We start from the raw sequence: 19,798 nt of genomic DNA, 5'->3' as shown, positions 1-19,798 counted from the left end.
GTTCCCGTCCGGGGCTCAAGAGCACGTTGCTGAGCGCTATCAGGTGTTACTACGCGCTGCGGCTCGAGGCTCGAAAGTCGATGTCAGGCGCTGGCGTTGCGCGCCCGGTTGCGAGCGGCGCGGCGCTTCATGGCGCGGCGCTCGTCCTCGCTGAGACCGCCCCAGACGCCGGAGTCCTGGCCGGACTCGAGCGCCCACTGCAGGCACTGCTCCATGACGGGGCAACGGCGGCAGACGGCCTTGGCTTCCTCGATCTGCAGCAGCGCAGGACCGGTGTTGCCGATGGGGAAGAAGAGTTCCGGGTCTTCCTCGCGGCAAACGGCGTTGTGACGCCAGTCCATGGCTGCTCCATCTCCTTGTATTGCGGGCAGGTTGCTTGTGAATGTGAACGCTTTCACGAATCCCCCCGTGAGGGAAGGGCGACCGCCCAGGGGTGGCGGGTGGTCATCTGGAGACTCGTGGAGGGGTTCTGGCGGTCTTCTTGAGAGCCGGGTTCTGCGGGCTGTCCCGATCGCCATGAAGAGATTCGCAAACCTCGGACGGGGATACAACCCCTTCCGGAAAGTTTTTTTTGATTCGTCGGTGTCTACTAGGTCACAGCCCTACATCCTGAGGGTGGATCGGCGCGTAAACGTTCGACTGAAAGGACTTTGGGGTCTTCTACTCACACAATCACACGCAGTGCACGGCGAACGCCTGTGAACTGAACGCTGGTCCGCAATCCGAGATGGTCTCCGTCCATCTGGAACGGGAGCGGCACCTTCGAATGCAAGGTGAAGTCGGTCAGATCGTGCAGAGTCACGGCGTGCTTGCCGTGCGGCCCGCGCTCAGGAGTCGAGGTCAGGAGCTGTGTGGCGTAGCGAGCGACGGCCGGAGTTGACAAACGGCTGAGCGCCAGCACGTCAAGTGCGGTGTCGAACGAGGCCTCCGGGGACGCGTACAGGGGCCGATTGCCCAGGTAGGTCCACGGCGAGGTGTTGCAGACTATGGACAGCACCAGGTCCGTCACCGGATCCGCGCCCGGGCGCTCCAGCGTCACCGTGCCGCGCCGCCGGTTCGGCTCCTCCCAGAACTGGCGCATCAGCTGTCGTACGTAGAGGGCGTGCGTCGAACGCTTGCCGCGCTCCCGCTGCTGCTCGACCCGGCCCACCACACCCGCGTCGAAGCCGAAGCCCGCGCAGAAGGTGAACCAGCGCGCCGGGACCGACGCGTCCTCCGTGCCCGGCGCGCCCGCCGCCAGCCCCAGGCCCACCGTGCGCTCGCGGTGCTCGCGCAGCGCGTCCAGCAGGGCGCCCGTCGCCTCCACGGCGTCGTTGGGCAGGCCGAGCGCGCGGGCGAACACGTTCGTCGAGCCGCCCGGGACCACCGCCAGCCGCGGCAGCCGCTCCGGATCGGGTCCGTCGTGCAACAGTCCGTTGACCACCTCGTTGACGGTGCCGTCGCCGCCCAGCGCCACCACGAGGTCCAGGCCGTTCTCGGCGGCCCGCCGGCCGAGGTCCCGTGCGTGCCCCCGGTACTCGGTGGTCACCGCCTCCAGCTTCATCTCGCTGGCCAGGGCGTGGATCAGGACGTCGCGCGTGCGCGCACTGGTGGTCGTCGCTGCTGGGTTGGCCACGAGGAGTGCACGCATGACCGCCAGCCTACCGACCCGTTCACACCGGTCCGATACTGCCCGCCCGCCGACGCAGGCCGAGGGCCCGCCCCCGCCGCAGGCCCGGCCGCGCGGCTACCCTGCAGGGGTGAGTACGAAGCCCACCCCCGCCCCGGACCAGCCGACCGCCCCGCTGCCCGGCCGGCTCACCGCAGCCGCCGCGCTCACCGCCGTAGAAGGCCTGGCGCTCGCCGGCCTCGGCATCTACATGCTGTTCGTCGGCATCGCCGGCGACGCCGACTCCGCGCAGCAGGCGGAGACCGGCGGCCTGACGCTGATCGCGCTCGCCGCGCTGCCGCTGATCGCCGCCCGCGGGCTGCGCATGGCCCGGCGCTGGAGCCGCGGGCCCGCACTGATCACGCAGCTGATGGCGCTGCCGGTGGCCTGGACCCTGTACACCACCGGCGGCGCGATGATCGCCGCCGCCGCGGTGCTGGCCGTGACCGCCGTGGCGGTGGTGGCCCTCCTGGTGAACCCGACGGCGACCGAAGCCCTCGGAATCGGCCACACCCCTTCCTAGGCTAGGGTCCCGGTTCGCCCTCGGGTCGGGTCGGGGCGGGGCGGCTACTCCTCCACCAGGAGCTTCTCGCGGAGCTGGGCCAGCGTGCGGGCCAGCAGGCGGGAGACGTGCATCTGGGAGATGCCGACCTCCTGCGCGATCTGCGACTGCGTCATGTTGCCGAAGAACCGAAGCAGCAGGATCCGCTTCTCCCGCGGCGGCAGCCCCTCCAGCAGCGGCTTGAGCGACTCGCGGTACTCGACGCCCTCCAGCGCCTCGTCCTCCGCGCCGAGGGTGTCCGCGACCGCCGGCGACTCGTCGTCGGTGTCCGGGACGTCCAGCGAGAGCGTGCTGTAGGCATTGGCCGATTCCAGCCCCTCCAGCACCTCCTCCTCCGAGATCCCCAGCCGCTCGGCCAGCTCGTGGACCGTGGGGGAGCGGCCGTGCTGCTGGGACAGCTCGGCCGTGGCCGTGGTCAGCGAGAGCCGCAGCTCCTGGAGGCGCCGGGGGACCCGCACCGCCCAGCCCTTGTCGCGGAAGTGCCGCTTGATCTCCCCGACCACCGTCGGCGTGGCGTACGTGGAGAACTCCACCCCGCGGTCCGGGTCGAACCGGTCCACCGACTTGATCAGGCCGATCGTCGCGACCTGGGTCAGGTCGTCGAGCGGCTCCCCGCGGTTGCGGAACCGCCGGGCCAGGTGCTCGACCAGCGGCAGGTGCATCCGGACGAGCCGGTTGCGCAGCTCGGCCTTCTCCGGCGAACCGTCGGGCAGCGCCCGCAGCTCGACGAACAGGGCCCGGGCCCCGCTGCGGTCACGCGGGTCCGGCAGCGGCGGCAGCGCCGCGTCCGCGTCCGCGTCCGTGTCCGCGGCCGCGGACGGGCCGACGGCCGATCCCACGGCCACGGGTGGCCGTGACGCCTGTGGTTCTTCGTGCTGGTTTTCGCTCATGGGGCCCGCCCGTCGCTCCGCCGAGTCCAAAAAGCCGTGTTCCGCATCCGCGTCGGCCGGGTGTGGCCGGGCGCGCTGCTGCTCCGGGATGGCGCCGTCGGCCTCGGGCCGTACCCGGGGCCGGTCCCCGCCCCGCACCGGGGCCTCCCCGCCGCTCACGCCGGGCCTGGACCCGCGCCGCGCTGTTTGTAGAGGCTGATGCTCACCGTGTTGTCCTCCTCCACCGTGGACTCGACCTTGCCGGCCAGCGCCGACAGGACGGTCCAGGCGAACGTGTCGCGCTCGGGCGCGCGGCCGTCCGTGGTGGGCGCCGAGACGGTCACCTCCAGCGAGTCGTCGACCAGCCGGAACACGCAGCTCAGGACGGACCCGGGCACGGCCTGCTGAAGCAGGATCGCGCAGGCCTCGTCCACCGCGATCCGGAGATCCTCGATCTCGTCGAGGGTGAAGTCCAAACGTGCTGCGAGACCGGCCGTGGCCGTGCGCAGCACCGACAGGTAGGCACCCGCAGCGGGCAGCCGGACTTCCACGAAGTCCTGGGTCCCGGGCTCGCCTGCAATCTGGGACACCCTCACCTCCAAGGTGGTACGAGCTCTCTTCGCCGGTGACGCTACCGCGATCCGGGCGATCGTGTCGCGGCACCCCTCATGGAACCCGATCAGGACACCCGCGCCTACGGCCGGTGACAGATGGTATGCCTACGGGCACGCACAGTGGCTAGGGGTCTGCGGGTCCAAATCCGGGGAACCGGCGGAGGTTTGACCTACCCCCGGCTCAGACGATCGAACCGTCGACGAAACACCACCGCCAGGTCTCGCCCGGCTCGAAGCTGCGCATCACCGGATGGCCGGTGGTCCGGTAGTGCGCGGTCGCGTGCCGGTGCGGTGAGGAGTCGCAGCACGCCACGTAGCCGCACCACAGGCACATCCGCAGCTGCACCGGGTGGCTGCCGAGCACCAGACATTCGGGGCAGGTCTGGGCACTCGGCACGGGCTCGGGGCGCGGCAGTTCGGGAAGGTGGGTGCACTCGCTCATGATGGCCAGCGTACTGACGTACGGGCGCCGCAGGACGCAGCCCGATCAGCCGCGACGAACGAGGGTGGGTTGCCGATGGAGGTTTTGCCGCTGGTGGCGCTGGTCGCGGTCAGTGCCGCCGTCGCGGGCATCGCGCGCCGGACGCCGGTGCCCGCGCCGCTGCTGCTCGTCGCGGTGGGGCTCGGCGCCTCGTACGTGCCCGGGGTGCCCGCGTACGTCCTCGACCCCCACATCGTGCTGCCGCTGCTGCTGCCGCCGCTGCTGTACACGGCCGCGGTGGACAGCTCGTACCTCGACCTGCGGGCCAACGCACGGCCGATCGCACTGCTGTCCGTCGGGTACGTGCTCTTCGCGACGCTCGCGGTCGGGTACGCGGTGTACCTCGCGGTGCCGGGGCTGTCGCTGCCGGTGGCGCTGGTGCTCGGCGCGGTGGTCGCCCCGCCCGACGCCGTCGCCGCGACCGCCATCGCCCGGCGCCTCGGGCTGCCCAACCGGATCACGACCATCCTGCAGGGGGAGTCCCTCGTCAACGACGCGACCGCGATCACCGCCTACAAGGTGGCGCTGGCCGCCGCGGTCGGCACGGCCGCCGGCTGGGCCGGCGGCATCGCGGAGTTCCTGCTGGCCTCGGTGGGCGGCGTCGGCATGGGCCTGGCGCTGATGGTCCCGATCCACCAGCTGCGCACGCGGCTGCGCGAGCCGCTGCTGCAGAACACCCTGTCGCTGCTGATCCCGTTCGTGGCGTACGCGGCGGCCGAGCGGGTGCACGCCTCGGGCGTCCTCGCGGTGGTCGTGGTGGCGCTGTACCTCGGGCACCACAACTGGCAGGTCGACTTCGCGACCCGGCTCCAGGAGGAGGCGGTGTGGAAGATGGTCGCCTTCATCCTGGAGTCGGTGGTCTTCGCACTCATCGGGCTCCAGCTGCCGGTCGTCCTGCGCGGGCTGGTGGAGTACGAGGGCGGCGAGGCCGTCTGGTACGCGGTCCTGGTCTTCCTGGTGGTGGTGGTCTCCCGGTTCGTGTGGGTGTTCCCGGCCACCTTCGTGCCGCGGTGGTTCTCGGAGCGGATCCGGGAGCGGGAGCCGGACACCACGTGGAAGGCGCCCGTGGTGGTGGGCTGGGCCGGGATGCGGGGCGTGGTCTCGCTGGCGATCGCCTTCTCGGTGCCCATCGACGTGCCGCACCGCGACCTGATCCTCTTCCTCACCTTCACCACGGTCATCGCCACCCTGGTGGTGCAGGGGCTGACCCTGCCGCCGCTGATCCGGCTGCTGCGGCTGCCGCCCCGCGACGTCACGGCGCAGACGCTCGCCGAGGCGCAGGCCCAGAGCCAGGCCTCCCGGGCGGCGGAGGAGCGGCTCGACGAGCTGCTGTCCGAGCCGGAGAACGCGTTGCCGCCGCCGCTGGCGGAGCGGCTGCGCACGGTGCTGGAGCGGCGGCGCAATGCAGTGTGGGAGCGCCTCGGCGAGGTCAACCCGCTCACGGGGGAGTCGGCGGACGACATCTACCGGCGGCTCTCGCGGGAGATGATCGAATCCGAGCGGGAGGTGTTCGTGTCCCTGCGGGACCTGCGGCGGATCGACGACGAGATGCTGCGGGCGCTGCTGCGCCGGCTGGACCTGGAGGAGGCGGCGGCGTACCGCGAGGAGGCCTCCTAGGAAGGCGGCCCCTCCTACGAGAGGGGGGACGGCTCGGGATCCGCGGGCCGGCCGGTGACGACCGCGGCGACCGAGCTTCCCGCGGGGAAGGCGCCGGCCGCCGTCAGCTCGGCCAGCGCCCACAGCAGCTTGGCCACGTAGATCCGCTCGACCGGGAGGCCGTGGCGGTCCTCGAAGTCCGCGGCGAAGGCCTCCAGGACTGCCGGGACACGGGCGTAGCCGCCGTGGTCGAAGCCCTCGGCCAGGCTCCAGTCGCCGGCCGGCCCGCCGAAGGCCCGCTGCTGGAGGGAACGTATCTCCGCGGCCAGGAACCCGCCGGCCAGGACGGGCACCCCGAGCGCCCGCTGCCCGGGGGCGAGGCCCGCCGCCAGCCCGGCCAGGGTCCCGCCCGTGCCGCAGGCCACGGCCACCACGTCGCAGGCGCCGTGCAGCTCACGGCCCAGCTCGGCGCACCCCTGCAGGGCGAGCGCATTGCTGCCGCCCTCGGGCACGGGGTACGCCCCGGCGGCCCCGGCCCCGGCGATCAGCTCCCGGGCCGCCCCGGGCTCGCCCTTGCGCCGGTAGGCGGACCGGGTCACGAAGTGCAGCCGCATCCCGTCGGCGGCGCAGCGGGCGAGGGAGGCGTTGAGCGGGCGCCCGGCCAGCTCTTCGCCGCGCACGATGCCGGTGGTGGCGATCCCGAGCAGCCGTCCGGCCGCGGCGGTGGCCCGCAGGTGGTTCGAGTACGCCCCGCCGAAGGTCACCAGGCCCGGGTACCCGCCGGCGACGGCGGCCCGGAGGTTGGGCGCGAGCTTGCGCCACTTGTTGCCGGGCAGCTCCGGGTGGACGAGGTCGTCCCGCTTGAGCAGCAGCCGCACCCCGTGCCGCTCGAACCGGTCGTCCCGGACCTCCGTCAGCGGCGACGGGGGCCGGGCCTGCAGCAGCGCTCGGGGGTCGGGGTCCAGGGGGTGTTCCACCCGCCCATTGTGCGCTGCCCGTGCCGCACCCCCGCACGTCACGGCCCTGCCGGCGGGCTACTTCAGGCGTTCCGCCACACGGCCGCGGAACGAGGCCATCGTGAAGCCCTTCGGGTCGATCTTGCCGGGGCGCCACTCCAGGTGGCCGATCACCGAGCGCGCGGTCCAGCCGTGAACCCGGCACACGGCGGCCGCCGCCCGGGCCATCGCGTCGAGCTGGACGGCCGGCCAGGGGTCCTCGCCGTCGCCGAGGTTCTCGCACTCGAATCCGTAGAAGTAGCGGTTGCCGTCGGTGTTGGTCTGGTTGTCTGGCGGCAGCCGCTTCTCGGCGATGACGGCCGCCAGGACGTCGGCGTCGCCCGCACCGGCGTGGTTGGCCCGGCCGTAGCCGACGAGGTGGACCCGGCCGTCCTTGGTGATCACGCCGTGGCAGAGGGGGCCGGGCAGGTCCTCGTCGCCGGTGCGGCAGAGCTCGACGGTGTACGCGGTGCCCCGGGTCACGGTGTGGTGGATCATCACCCCGTGCACCGGGCCCCAGGGCCCCTTGTGGTTGCGGTTGTGCGTGCGCCAGGCACCGACCTCGACGACGGTCAGTCCCTCGTTGCGCAGTGCGTTGATGAACCGGTCCGCTGACATGGGTGCGGCCATGGCCGCCTCCTTTGCGGGTCCGTTGCGGTCACCTTGCGTGGCCGCCTCGTTGCACCCGGTGTAACCGAGGAGGTCCTTCGGTGGCTAGGGCGTTCGCACAGCGAGCGAGCCGATCCGGACACTCGCCCCGACCGGCCCGCCCGTCACGGTCGTTACTCCGAGGCCAGCCACATGTCCGGGCCGAAGACCTCGTAGTGGACGTCCGCGGCCCGCACGCCCTTGGCGAGCAGCTGCTCGCGCACCCCGCGCATGAAGGGCAGCGGACCGCACAGGTAGACCTGGGTCCCCGGTTCGACCGGTACGTCGGTCAGGTCCATGCGGCCCTCGCCGTCACCGGGCTCGGCGTCGGCCTCGTACCAGAACCGGGCGGTGGCGTCGGCCAGCTTGAGCGCCAGCGCCCGGTGGTCGGCGCGCAGCGCGTGGTCGGCGGGGGAGCGGTCGGCGTGCAGGACGGTGACCGGGGCGGCGTGCCCGGTCTCGGCCAGGTGCTCCAGCATCGACAGCATCGGGGTGCAGCCGATTCCCGCGGAGGCGAGCAGCACGGGGGCACCGGAGTCCTGGAGGACCAGGTCGCCGTACGGGGCCGACACGCGCAGGGCGGCGCCGACCGGCACCCGGTGGTGCAGGTGGTTCGAGACCTCGCCGTCGGGGCCGAGGGCGGAGGGGCCGTGGATCCGCTTGACGGTGATCGTGCGCACCGGGGAGGCGGGCGCGCCGGTCAGGCTGTACTGGCGGATCTGGCGGGCGCCGTCGGGGAGTTCGACCTGGACGGAGACGTACTGGCCGGGCTTGAAGTCCGGTGCCGGCGCGCCGTCGGCGGGGGTGAGGTGGAAGGTGGTGCAGTCCGCGGTCTCCGCCACGCGGTCGGTGACCGTCCAGGAGCGCCAGACGTCGCCGGCGAGGACCTGCTGCTCGGCGTAGAGCCGCTCCTCGATGGTGATGAGGGCGTTCGCCATCAGCCAGTAGACCTCGGTCCAGGCATCGGCGACCTCGGGGGTGACGGCCTCGCCGAGGATGTCGGCGATCGCCTCGAAGAGGTACTGGTGGACGACCGGGTACTGCTCGCGGGTGACGCCGAGGGAGGCGTGCTTGTGCGCGATCCGGTTCAGCATGACGTCGGGGCGGGCTTCGGGCCGCTCGACGAGGTGGGTCGCGAAGGCGGCGATGGAGCCGGCGAGGGCCTGCTTCTGCAGGCCGGCGTTCTGGTTGCCGCGGTTGAACAGGTCCCGCAGCAGCTCGGGGTGGGCCGCGAAGAGCTTCGCGTAGAACAGCTCCGTGATGTCGCCGATGGCGGCGCCCACGGCGGGCAGGGTGGCGCGTACGGTCTCTGCCGACTTCGCGGAAAGCATCAGAAGGTCCTCGCCTCGGTGTTCAGTGGTGCGTTTAATTGGTATGTCAGATGCAAGTTTTTGTGTGCACGTACGGACGGGTCCTGGGGTGGGTGTCCGTTCGGGCCGTCGCCCGGGATCACGCTAGGCCCCCGCCCGGCCGACCCGAACCGGCCATCCGGCCCCCCGGTCAGGGACCTTCGGCCCGACCTGCCGCCCCGCTGCCCGAAATGCCCAGGAGTAGGGGGCCGGTGGGCGCTGCGACCAGGTCGTTCACCGTCAGCGGGTCCAGCGTCGCGAAGAACGCCTCCTGGGCCCGGCGCAGCGCCCCGCGCAGGATGCAGGCGCCGCGCAGCGGGCAGGGCGTGCTGCCCTCGCACTCCACGACGTCGCCGGCGCCCTCCAGTTCGCGGACCACCCCGCCCACCGAGGCGGCCCGCCCGGCCGCGGTGAGGGCGAGCCCGCCGCCCCGACCGCGCCGCGCCTCGACCAGGCCGAGGTGTTGCAGGCGGGCGACGACCTTGGTCGTGTGGGTGTACGGGACCTCCATCGACGCCGCCACGTCGCGCGTGGTGGGGAGGTCCTCCTCGGCGACGGCCAGCCGCATCAGGGTGCGCAGGGCGAGGTCGGTGAATCGGGTCAGCCGCATGGCTCCACCGTAGAAAACTTGCATCTTGGATTCAAGTTAGGGTCCCTTGTGACCGGTGGCCGGAAAGCGGCTGGGGCGGGCGGGGTCCATGAGGAGAGGGGTAACTCCAGAGGGTGCCCAGCGCCCGGACGGCGCAGTCCACCCGTTTGTGTAATGGTCCCACCACGCGGCGTGCTGAAAGGCTTCTCCTGTAGATCCGTGCAGTGATCGAAAGGGATGCACATGTCGGTCCAGGCAGGTTCCGAACCCGAGGTCCGGACTCCCCAGCAGAGTCTCGCGACGTCGGCCGCACGGAACTTGGCAACCACGACCAAGTCCGCACCGCAGATGCAGGAGATCACCTCCCGGTGGCTCCTGAAGATGCTCCCGTGGGTGCCCGTCCAGGGCGGCACGTACCGGGTGAACCGCCGGCTCAGCTACACCGTCGGCGACGGCCGCGTCGAGTTCGTCCAGACCGGGTCCCGGGTCCAGGTCATCCCCGCCGAGCTCGGCGAGCTCCCGCTGCTGCGCACCTACGAGGACCCGGACGTGCTCGCCGAGCTCGCCCAGCGGTGCCGCCAGATCGACTTCGCGGCCGGTGAGGAGCTGACCTCCTTCGGCAGCCCCTCCGACCAGGTGTTCCTCCTCGCCCACGGCCGGATCGACCAGATCGGCCCCGGCCCCTACGGCGAGGACGCGGTCCTGCGGACCGTCGCCGACGGGGCCTACTTCGGCGAGGACTCCCTCCTCGACGACGACGCCATCTGGGAGTACACCGCGCGCGCCACCACCCCCGGCACCGCCCTCGTCCTGTCGCGCCAGGACTTCCGGCTGCTCGCGGACCGCGCCGAATCGCTGCGCCGGCACGTGGAGTCCGTCCGGGCCGAGCCCGAGCGGCACACCAACACCCACGGCGAGGCCGCCATCGACCTCTCCGCCGGACACCGCGGCGAGACCGCCCTCCCCGGCACCTTCGTCGACTACGAGACCCGGCCGCGCGAGTACGAACTCTCCCTCGCGCAAACGGTCCTGCGGGTCCACACACGCGTCGCCGACCTCTACAACCACCCGATGAACCAGACCGAGCAGCAGCTGCGGCTCACGGTCGAGGCGCTGCGCGAGCGCCAAGAGCACGAGATGATCAACAACCGGGAGTTCGGCCTCCTCCACAACGCCGACCACGGCCAGCGCATCCAGCCGCACGCCGGCGCGCCCACCCCGGACGACATGGACCAGCTGCTCAGCATGCGGCGCGGCTCGAAGCTCTTCCTCGCCCACCCCCGTGCCATCGCCGCCTTCGGCCGCGAGTGCAACGAGCGCGGCCTGTACCCGGAGACCGTCGACGTCGAGGGGACCCGGATCGCCACGTGGCGCGGCGTGCCGATCTTCCCGTGCGACAAGATCCCGATCAGTGACACCCGGACGACGTCCGTCCTCTGCCTGCGCACCGGTGAGGACGAGTCCGGCGTGATCGGCCTGCACCAGCCCGGCATCCCGGACGAGATCGAGCCGAGCACCTCGGTGCGGTTCATGGGCATCAACGAGCAGGCGATCATCTCCTACCTGGTCACGACCTACTTCTCCGCGGCCGTGCTGGTGCCGGACGCGTTGGGCGTCCTGGAGAACGTCGAGATCGCCCGCCGGCGCTGAGCGGCCGGGCCGGACGACACCAGGGATCGGGGGCATCGATGGGTACCACTGAGGCGATCACCACGAGCGAGGGGCAGGAGGCCGCGGCCCTGCTGGAACGGGCACGAAGGGCGGTCGATCCGGAACTGCGCCGGGCACTGGAGGGCCTGCCCGGCCCCATGCGCCGGGTGGCCATGTACCACTTCGGCTGGGAGCACGCGGACGGCACCCCGGCAGCGGGCAGCGCGGGCAAGGCCATCCGGCCCGCCCTGGTGCTGGCCGCCGCCCGCGCCCTGCGCCGCGACGGGGACGGGCAGGACGGCCGGGCCGGCGGCGTGCCCGAGGGCGTGGTGCGGGCGGCGGCGGCCGTGGAACTGGCGCACAACTTCACACTGCTGCACGACGACGTCATCGACGAGGACGTGGCGCGGCGGGGGCGGGCCACGGCCTGGACCGTGTTCGGGGTGCCGGACGCGGTCATCACCGGGGACGCGATGGCCGCCCTCGCGCAGCGGCTGCTGGCGCAGGACCCGCACCCCGCGTCGGGGGCCGCCTCCGCCCGGCTCGCGTCCTGCGTGATCGAGCTGTGCGCGGGCCAGCAGGCCGACTGCGCCTTCGAACAGCGGGCGCACGTCCCGCTCGACGAGTGCCTGGACATGGCCACGGCCAAGACCGGCGCGCTGCTGGGCTGCGCCTGTGCGCTCGGCGCGCTGTACGCCGGCGCCGAGCCGGACGAGGTCGAGGCGCTGGACGCCTTCGGGCGGGAGGCCGGCCTGGCCTTCCAGCTGATCGACGACCTGCTCGGCATCTGGGGGGATCCCGGACACACGGGCAAGCCCGCCGGGGCGGACCTGATCGCCCGCAAGAAGTCCCTCCCGGTGGTCGCCGCCCTCACCTCGGGCACCGCGGCGGGCGAGGAACTGGCCGCCCTGTACGCGGGTCCCATGACCGGGGACGACGTCCGGCGCGCCGCGGACGCCGTGGAGCGGGCCGGCGGGCGCGACTGGGCGCAGGCCCATGCCGCGGACCGGATGGGCCGGGCGGTGCAGCAGCTGTCCCGGGCGGTCCCGGACCTCGGGGCGGCGGGCGGGCTGCTGGCGCTGGCGGAGTTCGTCACGCGCCGCACCCGGTGAGCCGGTGGTGCCGCCGCACCCGGTGAGCCGGTGGTGCCGCCGCACCCGGTGAACCGGGCGCACCCGGCGGGGGAGTAGCGGAGAACGAGCGGTGCGCAAGCCCCGTTCCGGCACTGCACGGTGCCGGAACGGGGCTTTCGGCCGTCGTGGTCCAACTCTAGGATCGCTCCCGGTTGTTGAACACGTGAGCGAAGGGTGTGACCAGTGGTGCTGGAGATACGCCGGGCGGGCCGGTCGGACCGGGACGCGGTGGCACGGCTGCTCGACGAGGCGTTCCGCGAGGACCCGGTGAGCAGCTGGGTCTTCCCCGATCCGGAGCACCGGGCCGCCGTGCACGGCGCCTTCCTCGGGGTCTTCGTCGACGTGGCGCTGGAGGAGGGCCGGATCGACTACGCCGCGGACGGCTCGGCGGCCGCCCTGTGGCTGAGGGTCCCGGCCGGCGAGCCGCAGGACGGGGCCGCCGAGGACGACGTCCCGGCCCGGATGCGCGCGGCGGCCGACCCGGACAACGAGCGCTGCGAGCTGGTCGGCAGGCTGACGGGCGCGGTGCACCCGACGGCCGAGGAGCACGAGTACCTGCTGATGATCGCGGTCGCCCCCGGGTGGCAGGGCCGGGGGCTGGGGACCGGGCTGATGCGGCCCGTCCTGGACCGCTGCGACCGGGAGGGCGTGCCCGCGTACCTGGAGGCGAGCAGCGAGCGGAGCATGCGGCTGTACGAGCGGCTCGGCTGGGAGTTCACGGGCGAGGCGGTGCAGCTGCCGGACGGGCCGCTGATGTGGCCGATGTGGCGCAAGCCGCAGCCGACGACCGCAGCCTGACCACTGCGGGCCGCGCCACCTACGCACCGGGCCTCAAGGCCGGCATGACCAGCCCGTACGCCCACCTCGACCAGTACGTGGTCTCCCGGTCCCTCGTCACCCCGCCCGACCCGGCGGTGAAGCTGACCAGCGGCGACGCCGTGGCCCGGGTGCGCGAGCTGAAGGCGGAGCCGGGCCTCGGCATCTGGCTGTGCGGCGGCGCCGACCTGGCCGGGCAGCTGGTCGAGGAGATCGACGAGTTCGTCGTCAAGACCTACCCGGTGTTCCTGGGCTCCGGCATGCCGATGTCCCGCGCCGGCTTCGGGCTGCGGGAGCTGGAGCAGACCGGCTTCATGGCCTGCGGCGGCGGCCAGACGATCACCACCTACGCGCGCAGGCGCTGAACCCGCCGAACGCACGGAACCGGCCTACCGTGGAGGTATGGCCGGTGAACAGCAACAGTCCGAGCGCCACCCGCCGCACCTGCCGCACGGGCACGAGGTGGTCGCCCCGCACGCCGGGCACGAGCAGCGCTCGTGCCCGGCGTGCGGGCTCCCCGTCGACACGCTCGTCAGGCGGCGCAAGGCGCTCGGGATCTTCATCCCGGAGTGGGTGCCGGGCCCCTGCCGGAACCCGGACTGCCGGGAGTACGCGCCCGGGGCGGGCGAGCTGCCCTAGCCCCGGGCGGGAACGGGGCGCCACCGTCCCGGGAGGCTCCCGCGCGGATCCGGGCGGATCCGCGCGGGACCGGGAAGCGGGCCCCGTCCGGGTGCGGTCGCCGGCCGGGTGTCAGCTCTTGGTGCCCAGGCCCGAGGCGGCGAAGCCGTTGGCCCACAGCTGGTTGACGCGGGCGCGCTCGGCGCTGTTCGGGTTGGCGTTGGTGCACGAGGTGCCCGGGCCGCCGCCCGACATCAGCTCGGAGCAGGGGCCGGAGTAGTGGTCGGGCAGGCCCAGCACGTGGCCGGTCTCGTGCGCCGTCACGCGGGTGGAGTTGTACTGCTGGTTCTGCCGGTAGTCCAGGAAGATGTAGCCGCGGCCGTGCCCGTCGGTGCTCGCGTACGAGCCGCGCGAGTCGTTGCCCTCGTAGTACGCGAAGTTCCCGCCGGAGGAGACCTCCTGGAGCCTCACGTTCGACACCGAGCCGTTCCATATCTGGGTGGAGCGGGCGATCTGGGAGCGGAAGCTCGGCGCGTTGCGGGTGTTGTACGTGACCGTCACCACCAGGGCGCCCGGGTTCGCGGCGCGCTGCTCGGCCACCGAGCGCTGCACCGCCTCGAAGAACGCCTTGTTGGCGGCCTGGTTCTCCTGTGAGCGCTCGTACGCGGCGTAGGACTCGGTGCTGCCGGCCGGGGCGGAGGCGGCGCTGGCGGTGGGGGCGAAACCACCGAGGGCGGCGGCGAGGGCCAGACCGACGGCGGCGGCGGGCAGGCTCTTGCGGGGCATACGGGAGTGGCGCATGTGGGGGGCTCCTACTCAATCCGGTGCGGGGGGTGGGTCGTTCGGTACCGGAGTCTGCGGGAGCCTGAGGGGCCGGCGGATGATGTCAGCCAGCGATAACGCGGTGTTATCGGGAGGGTGACGGCAAGCCAACATCCTTGAGAATGGCGTGATTCGATGGGGTGTCAGTGGCTGGTGAAGTGTGCAGGCGCCGACCTACCCTCGGGACATGGAGCTCGAGGTGAGGCATCTGCGCGCGCTGTGCGCCATCGCCGACGCCGGCAGCCTGCACAAGGCGGCGCGGCAGCTCGGCGTGAGCCAGCCCTCCTTGACGACCCAGCTGCGCCGTATCGAACGCGCCCTGGACGGCGAGCTGTTCCTGCGCGAACGGACCGGATGCCGACCCACCCCTTTCGGTCGGACCGTGCTCGGCCGGGCCCGCCCGCTCGTCGACGGCATGGCCGCCCTCGTCGCCGAAGCCCGGGCGGCGGCCCGCGGGCCGCGGCTGCGGATCGGTTCGACGGCCAGCCGCGCCCTGCCCGGCTGGCTGCGCCGACTGCACCGGCGGTGGCCCGACACCGAGACCTCGCTGGTCGTCGACGGCTCCCCGCACGCCCTGCTGCGGATGGTGGCCGCGGACCAGCTCGACGTGGCGTTCGTCCACGAGGTGGAGGGCAGCCCGCTCAGGGTGCCGCCCGGCCTGGAGGTGCGCGTCCTGATGGAGCGGGAGCCGCAGTTCGTGGCGATGTCCCTGGACCATCCGGCGGCCGCCCGCCCGGTGGTCGAGCTACAGGACCTCGCCGAGGACCGGTGGACCGTGGACCCCTCGGTGGACGGCGAATGGGACGGCCTGCGGCGGGTGTTCGCCGAGGCAGGGGTCGACCCGCCCGTCCTGCACGCCGACTACCACACCGCGGCCTCGCTGATCGTCTCCGGCGAGGCCGTCGCACCGTGCCAGCCCACCTCCGGGCCGCGCACCGACATGGCGATCCGGCCGCTGGCCGGCGACCCCCTGGCCGTCCGGCTGCTGCTCGCGGCCCGGCCCGGCGAGTACGCCGAGGCCTACGAGGACCTCCGCGCCGCCTACCGCGAGGCCGCCCTGAGCGCCCCGCCGTACCGCGCCTGGCTGCACCACCACGCGAGCCCCCTGCTGGCCGCTTCGTAGCCCGCGGCCGCGCCCGGCCCCTCCCCGCAGGCCCCGCCCCGCAGCCCCGCCCCGCAAGCCCGCCCCCGTACCGACGCCGCGGACCGGCGCCGGGCGCTTCGGCATGCCGGGGGCCGCGCCCTTGACTTCGACGGACCGCGATATATCGTGTTGTTCAGAAGACGCGATATGTTGCGTGCGCGTCCTTACCGAGGAGGAGCGACGCCATGGCAGAGCAGAAGACCTGGTCGGTGGGTGAACCGCGGAAGTTCGCCTTCGACGAGCCGGTGACCGAGCTGCGCGTCCGCCTCGTCGGCGGCACGGTCAACGTCGTCGCCGACGAGGGGCCGGCGCGCCTGGAGGCGACCGCGGTCGACGGCCCGCCCCTGTTCGTGGTCCAGGAGGGCGGCACCCTCACCCTCTCCTACGAGGACCTGCCCTGGAACGGCTCGCAGGGCTTCAAGAAGTGGTTCGAGTCCAAGCCCTGGAAGGCCTGGACCGGCTCCAACGAGGAGGGCCGCAAGGCCTGGGAGCGCAGCGCCACCGTCACCCTCACCGTCCCCGCCGCCACCCGGGTGCGCGTGGCCGCCGTCAGCGCCGCCGCCGTGGTCTCCGGCATCCGCGGCGGCACCGACATCCACGGCGTCTCCGGGGACTCCACCCTGGTCGGGCTGTCCGGCCGGGTCTGCGCGCACACCGTCTCCGGCAACGTCGAGGCCCAGTCCGTCACCGGGGAGCTCGGCTTCCGCTCGGTCTCCGGCGAGCTGACCGTGGTCGACGGCGCGGGCCTGACCGTACGGGCGGACTCGGTCAGCGGCGACATGCTGATCGACCTGGAGGCGGACCCCGCGGCGCCCGCCGGCGTGGACATCGCCCTGAACTCCGTCTCCGGCCAGCTGGCGATCCGCCTGCCGCACCCGACCGACGCGCGGGTCGAGGCCAACACCGCCACCGGCGGCGTCTCCAACGCCTTCGAGGACCTGCGGGTCTCCGGCCAGATGAGCGCCAAGCGGATCACCGGGACCCTGGGCGCGGGCACCGGGAGCCTGCGCGCCACCACCGTCTCCGGTTCGATCGCCCTGCTGCGCCGGCCGCCCGCCGACGCCCCGGCCACCCCGCTCGTGCTCGACAAGAAGGTGCTCTGACATGCCGCCCGTCTTCGCCCACGGACGTCTCCGCCTCTACCTGCTCAAGCTCCTGGACGAGGCCCCGCGCCACGGCTACGAGGTGATCCGCCTGCTGGAGGAGCGCTTCCAGGGCCTGTACGCGCCCTCCGCGGGCACGGTGTACCCGCGCCTGGCCAAGCTGGAGGCCGAGGGGCTGGTCACGCACGCCACCGAGGGCGGGCGGAAGGTGTACTCCATCACCGACGCCGGTCGCGCCGAACTGGCCGACCGCGGCGGGGAACTCGCCGACCTGGAGCTGGAGATCCGCGACTCGGTCTCCGAACTGGCCGCCGAGATCCGCGACGACGTACGCGGGGCGGCCGGCGCCCTGCGGCGCGAGATGCAGGCGGCGGCCTCCGCCTCGGCCACCCGGGTGGAGGACGAGTCCTGGGCGGCGGCCAAGGAGGAGCTGCGCCGGGCGAGACAGGAGTGGAAGGAGCAGGCGCGCCGGGCGAAGGACGAGAGCCGCCGGGCCCGTGAAGAGGCCCAGCAGGCCCGCCGCCAGGCCAAGGAGGCGCAGGAGCGGGCCCGCGAGGAGGTCATGCGGATCGCGAGCCAGCTCCAGGAGCAGTTCGCCAAGTCCGGCGGGGTCCTCGGCAGCCTGGCCGGGAGCTGGCTGGGCACCGGCGCGGGCGGCGCGTCCGGCCCCTCCGCCGCCACGGCGGACACCGCCGCCACGGCGGACACCTCCACCGCGGACGCCGGCCCGCAGCCGCGCTGGGCCGAGGACCTCGCGCCCACCGGCGACCCGGCCCGCGACATGGACCGGCTCCTGGACCGCTTCCGCGACGACGTCCGCGACGCGGCCCGCGACCACGGCGTCACCCGGGACCAGCTGGCCGAGGCCCGGACCCATCTGGCTGCCGCGGCCGACCGCATCGCGTCCGTCCTGAAGCCGTCCCGCTAGAACCCGCGGTGCGAACGCGCGTGCCCCATCCCCGACGGGGGGAGGGGGTGCGCGTGCGTGCGGGCCGGGCGCTCACGGCGCGCCCGGCCCCCGCTCAGGCGGCCGGACCCGCCTCGGCCACCGCGTAGGTGACGCCGTGGTCGGCCAGCACCTCGGCCGTCGTACCCGGCCGGGAGAGCAGGGCGAGCAGCAGGTGCAGGTCGGTGATGTGGTTCTCGCGGCGGCCGAGCGCGATGCGCAGGGACTGTTCGAGGGTCTTCTTGGCGCCCTCGCCGAAGGGGACGTGACGCCTCGCCGGCCCGGGGCGGCCGAAGGCCGAGCGCAGCGAGGCCCCCAGGGTCCGCCGCCGCGGTGCGGCAGAGGCCAGTGCACCCGCCCCGTGGACCTCCTCGACGCGGGAGACGACCTCGGCGAGGTCGATCCCGAGGCCGGCGAGGGCTTCCTCGTCGGCCCGGGTCATGCCGCCCCGGCGCCGGGCCGCGGCCAGGTCCGCGGTGACGGCGGCCCGGTCGACGCCGAGGGGGTCCAGTGCGCCCTGCTCCAGCAGCGCCCGGAGCAGGTGCTCCTCGGTGACGGTGGTGTCCCCGGACCGCCGGGCCTCGGTCACGGCGCCGGTCACGGCGTCCCGGGCGTCCCGTGTGAAACGTTCGAACATCAGTCCCTCCCGTGCTTCTTGTGCACGGCCTGCCGGCTGACGCCCAGCTCGGCCGCGATCTCCTGCCAGGACCACCCCTGTGCGCGGGCACTGCGCACCTGCACGGCTTCCAGCTGCTCCAGCAGCCGCCGGAGCGCGGCGACGGCGCGCAGGCCCACCCGGGGGTCGCGGTCGCCGGCTCGCTCGGCGAGATCGGTAGCTTCCGTCATGCATGTCAATGTAGGTTGACACCCCTGGGGTGTCAACCTACATTGACAAAAACGGGAGGTCGGCGCGGCTACACGGTCAGGACGACCTTGCCGAAGAGGTCGCCCGAGGCGAGCTTTTCGAAGCCCTCGCGGGCCCGGTCCAGCGGCAGCACCTCGTCGATCACCGGCCGCAGTCCGGTCGCCGCGCAGAACGACAGCAGGTCCTCCAGCTCGTCCTTGGAGCCCATCGTGGAGCCGACCACCTTGAGCTCCAGGAAGAAGATCCGGGTCAGCTCGGCGTGGGGCGGGCGGTCGCCGCTGGTGGCGCCGGAGATGACGAGGGTGCCGCCCGGGCGCAGGGACTTGACCGAGTGCGACCAGGTGGCCGCGCCGACCGTCTCGATCACCGCGTCCACCCGCTGCGGCAGCCGCGCGCCCGGCTCGAAGGCCTCCACGGCGCCCAGCTCCACGGCCCGCTCGCGCTTGGCCTCGTCCCGGCTGGTCGCGAAGACCCGCAGGCCCGCCGCCTTGCCGAGGGCGATGGCCGCGGTGGCGACCCCGCCGCCCGCGCCCTGGACCAGGACCGAGTCGCCGGGCCGGACGCCCGCGTTGGTGAAGAGCATCCGGTACGCCGTCAGCCAGGCCGTGGGCAGGCAGGCGGCCTCCTCGAAGGACAGTTCGGCGGGCTTGCGCAGCACGTTCCAGGCGGGGACGGTGACCTGCTCGGCGAAGGTGCCCTGGTAGTGCTCGGTCAGGATGGACCGGGGCTCGTCCGGGCCGACGCCGTGGCCGCTCTGGCCGATCACGGAGTGCAGGACGACCTCGTTGCCGTCCTGGTCGATGCCGGCGGCGTCGCAGCCGAGGATCATCGGGAGCTTGTCCTCGGCGAGGCCGACCCCGCGCAGCGACCAGAGGTCGTGGTGGTTGAGGGAGGCGGCCTTGACGTTCACGGTCACCCAGCCGGGGCGGGCCTCCGGGGCCGGGCGCTCGCCCAGCTCAAGGCCGCTCAGCGGCTGGTCACGGTCGATTCGGGCGGCGTAGGCAGCGAACATGCGGCGACGCTACCGCCCGGTAGCCGGGTCGGCCACCCCTGGCGCGCCTTGGGTCGGTGAGGTCTTCGTCGCACCCGCCGGCTCCGGGAGAGGTGCGGGCCTCAGGTCGGACCCGGGAACCGAAGTGGCGTCGCCCCGCGTCCGGGATGGTGGTGAAAAGTGGGTGCTTGGATCATGAACGGAACTGTCCGTCATGCACTCAACTACGCGCTGTACCTGCGGTCTTGTGTCGCGGAGAGTGCTAAGTGGAATGACGAGATCAAGCCTGGGGGAGGGGTAGTATTCAGGCCGGGCGGCGGCTCGTCATGAGCCTGTCATCCAGGCCGCCCTCCTCTTCC

At 73.1% G+C, this 19,798-nt stretch carries 23 protein-coding genes; 10 read left to right on the top strand and 13 right to left on the bottom strand.

Annotated elements, in window-relative coordinates; translation table 11 throughout:
* Positions 1-83: 83 nt before the first annotated feature.
* Together ACSHWO_RS11855 and ACSHWO_RS11850 are read right to left on the bottom strand one after the other, a co-directional pair.
* On the bottom strand, positions 84-341 hold the full coding sequence (locus tag ACSHWO_RS11855) for a WhiB family transcriptional regulator (protein WP_003953983.1): 258 nt from the start codon (positions 339-341) through the stop codon (positions 84-86).
* Positions 342-664: 323 nt separating this feature from the next.
* On the bottom strand, positions 665-1,630 hold the full coding sequence (locus tag ACSHWO_RS11850) for a diacylglycerol/lipid kinase family protein (RefSeq protein ID WP_438311687.1): 966 nt from the start codon (positions 1,628-1,630) through the stop codon (positions 665-667).
* A gap of 109 nt (positions 1,631-1,739) precedes the next feature.
* Between ACSHWO_RS11850 and ACSHWO_RS11845 the strand changes: the two genes are divergently transcribed.
* Positions 1,740-2,171: a hypothetical protein gene (locus ACSHWO_RS11845; RefSeq protein ID WP_438311685.1), complete on the top strand. Its 432-nt coding sequence runs from the start codon at positions 1,740-1,742 to the stop codon at positions 2,169-2,171.
* A gap of 44 nt (positions 2,172-2,215) precedes the next feature.
* Here the strand turns inward: ACSHWO_RS11845 and ACSHWO_RS11840 are convergent, their stop codons facing one another.
* The 3 genes from ACSHWO_RS11840 to ACSHWO_RS11830 form a co-directional block, all read right to left on the bottom strand.
* Positions 2,216-3,259 carry an RNA polymerase sigma factor SigF gene (locus ACSHWO_RS11840; RefSeq protein WP_438311683.1) on the bottom strand — a complete coding sequence of 348 codons (1,044 nt, stop codon included), beginning with the start codon at positions 3,257-3,259 and terminating at the stop codon, positions 2,216-2,218.
* Positions 3,256-3,669 carry an anti-sigma regulatory factor gene (locus ACSHWO_RS11835; protein WP_361089064.1) on the bottom strand — a complete coding sequence of 138 codons (414 nt, stop codon included), beginning with the start codon at positions 3,667-3,669 and terminating at the stop codon, positions 3,256-3,258. Before ACSHWO_RS11835 ends, ACSHWO_RS11840 begins: the two co-directional genes overlap by 4 nt.
* Positions 3,670-3,874: 205 nt before the next feature.
* Positions 3,875-4,135: a UBP-type zinc finger domain-containing protein gene (locus ACSHWO_RS11830; RefSeq protein ID WP_361089062.1), complete on the bottom strand. Its 261-nt coding sequence runs from the start codon at positions 4,133-4,135 to the stop codon at positions 3,875-3,877.
* Between the two features lie 75 nt (positions 4,136-4,210).
* Between ACSHWO_RS11830 and ACSHWO_RS11825 the strand changes: the two genes are divergently transcribed.
* Entirely contained in the window at positions 4,211-5,791 is a 1,581-nt protein-coding gene (locus ACSHWO_RS11825) for a Na+/H+ antiporter (protein ID WP_361089060.1), read from the top strand.
* Positions 5,792-5,805: 14 nt separating this feature from the next.
* On the opposite strand, the gene ACSHWO_RS11820 is transcribed toward ACSHWO_RS11825, so the two are convergent.
* From ACSHWO_RS11820 to ACSHWO_RS11805, 4 genes are all read right to left on the bottom strand, one after another.
* Complete coding sequence (locus ACSHWO_RS11820) at positions 5,806-6,747, bottom strand: 1-aminocyclopropane-1-carboxylate deaminase/D-cysteine desulfhydrase (protein ID WP_385831678.1); 942 nt, start codon at positions 6,745-6,747, stop codon at positions 5,806-5,808.
* Between the two features lie 57 nt (positions 6,748-6,804).
* Positions 6,805-7,395: an N-acetylmuramoyl-L-alanine amidase gene (locus ACSHWO_RS11815; protein ID WP_438311680.1), complete on the bottom strand. Its 591-nt coding sequence runs from the start codon at positions 7,393-7,395 to the stop codon at positions 6,805-6,807.
* Between the two features lie 152 nt (positions 7,396-7,547).
* The gene (locus tag ACSHWO_RS11810; RefSeq protein ID WP_438311678.1) at positions 7,548-8,744 is read right to left on the bottom strand and encodes a globin domain-containing protein; all 1,197 of its coding nucleotides are present in this window, start codon (positions 8,742-8,744) and stop codon (positions 7,548-7,550) included.
* Between the two features lie 169 nt (positions 8,745-8,913).
* On the bottom strand, positions 8,914-9,372 hold the full coding sequence (locus ACSHWO_RS11805; protein WP_438311675.1) for an RrF2 family transcriptional regulator: 459 nt from the start codon (positions 9,370-9,372) through the stop codon (positions 8,914-8,916).
* Between the two features lie 222 nt (positions 9,373-9,594).
* On the opposite strand from ACSHWO_RS11805, the gene ACSHWO_RS11800 reads away from it, so the two are divergent.
* From ACSHWO_RS11800 to ACSHWO_RS11780, 5 genes are all read left to right on the top strand, one after another.
* On the top strand, positions 9,595-11,001 hold the full coding sequence (locus ACSHWO_RS11800; RefSeq protein WP_385831596.1) for a family 2B encapsulin nanocompartment shell protein: 1,407 nt from the start codon (positions 9,595-9,597) through the stop codon (positions 10,999-11,001).
* Positions 11,002-11,039: 38 nt separating this feature from the next.
* Positions 11,040-12,113: a family 2 encapsulin nanocompartment cargo protein polyprenyl transferase gene (locus tag ACSHWO_RS11795; RefSeq protein ID WP_438311672.1), complete on the top strand. Its 1,074-nt coding sequence runs from the start codon at positions 11,040-11,042 to the stop codon at positions 12,111-12,113.
* A 204-nt stretch (positions 12,114-12,317) separates the two neighbouring features.
* Entirely contained in the window at positions 12,318-12,932 is a 615-nt protein-coding gene (locus ACSHWO_RS11790) for a GNAT family N-acetyltransferase (RefSeq protein WP_361089032.1), read from the top strand.
* Positions 12,899-13,315 (top strand): dihydrofolate reductase family protein, encoded by a 417-nt coding sequence (locus tag ACSHWO_RS11785; RefSeq protein WP_438311670.1) that lies wholly within the window; start codon positions 12,899-12,901, stop codon positions 13,313-13,315. Before ACSHWO_RS11790 ends, ACSHWO_RS11785 begins: the two co-directional genes overlap by 34 nt.
* 37 nt (positions 13,316-13,352) lie before the next feature.
* Entirely contained in the window at positions 13,353-13,589 is a 237-nt protein-coding gene (locus ACSHWO_RS11780) for a hypothetical protein (protein WP_361089028.1), read from the top strand.
* Between the two features lie 111 nt (positions 13,590-13,700).
* On the opposite strand, the gene snpA is transcribed toward ACSHWO_RS11780, so the two are convergent.
* The gene (gene snpA, locus ACSHWO_RS11775) at positions 13,701-14,369 is read right to left on the bottom strand and encodes a snapalysin (RefSeq protein WP_361089026.1); all 669 of its coding nucleotides are present in this window, start codon (positions 14,367-14,369) and stop codon (positions 13,701-13,703) included.
* A gap of 208 nt (positions 14,370-14,577) precedes the next feature.
* On the opposite strand from snpA, the gene ACSHWO_RS11770 reads away from it, so the two are divergent.
* The 3 genes from ACSHWO_RS11770 to ACSHWO_RS11760 all read left to right on the top strand — a co-directional run bounded on the left by ACSHWO_RS11770 (position 14,578) and on the right by ACSHWO_RS11760 (position 17,565).
* Positions 14,578-15,513: a LysR substrate-binding domain-containing protein gene (locus ACSHWO_RS11770; protein WP_438311668.1), complete on the top strand. Its 936-nt coding sequence runs from the start codon at positions 14,578-14,580 to the stop codon at positions 15,511-15,513.
* A gap of 206 nt (positions 15,514-15,719) precedes the next feature.
* Positions 15,720-16,637: a DUF4097 family beta strand repeat-containing protein gene (locus tag ACSHWO_RS11765; protein ID WP_438311666.1), complete on the top strand. Its 918-nt coding sequence runs from the start codon at positions 15,720-15,722 to the stop codon at positions 16,635-16,637.
* 1 nt (position 16,638) lies between these two features.
* Positions 16,639-17,565, top strand: a complete 927-nt coding sequence (locus ACSHWO_RS11760) for a helix-turn-helix transcriptional regulator (protein ID WP_438311664.1) — start codon at positions 16,639-16,641, stop codon at positions 17,563-17,565.
* A gap of 94 nt (positions 17,566-17,659) precedes the next feature.
* Here the strand turns inward: ACSHWO_RS11760 and ACSHWO_RS11755 are convergent, their stop codons facing one another.
* From ACSHWO_RS11755 to ACSHWO_RS11745, 3 genes are all read right to left on the bottom strand, one after another.
* Positions 17,660-18,220 (bottom strand): Clp protease N-terminal domain-containing protein, encoded by a 561-nt coding sequence (locus tag ACSHWO_RS11755; protein WP_438311662.1) that lies wholly within the window; start codon positions 18,218-18,220, stop codon positions 17,660-17,662.
* Positions 18,220-18,429: a helix-turn-helix domain-containing protein gene (locus ACSHWO_RS11750; RefSeq protein WP_361089016.1), complete on the bottom strand. Its 210-nt coding sequence runs from the start codon at positions 18,427-18,429 to the stop codon at positions 18,220-18,222. Before ACSHWO_RS11750 ends, ACSHWO_RS11755 begins: the two co-directional genes overlap by 1 nt.
* A gap of 68 nt (positions 18,430-18,497) precedes the next feature.
* Positions 18,498-19,460 carry a zinc-binding dehydrogenase gene (locus ACSHWO_RS11745; RefSeq protein ID WP_438311659.1) on the bottom strand — a complete coding sequence of 321 codons (963 nt, stop codon included), beginning with the start codon at positions 19,458-19,460 and terminating at the stop codon, positions 18,498-18,500.
* Positions 19,461-19,798: the final 338 nt, after the last annotated feature.

This window comes from Streptomyces pallidus (ex Mingjun et al. 2026) (assembly GCF_051550185.1).
In the GTDB taxonomy this organism is placed as follows: domain Bacteria; phylum Actinomycetota; class Actinomycetes; order Streptomycetales; family Streptomycetaceae; genus Streptomyces.
The sequence above is the reverse complement of the archived record's forward strand: the minus strand, read 5'-3'. Positions and strand labels throughout refer to the sequence as shown.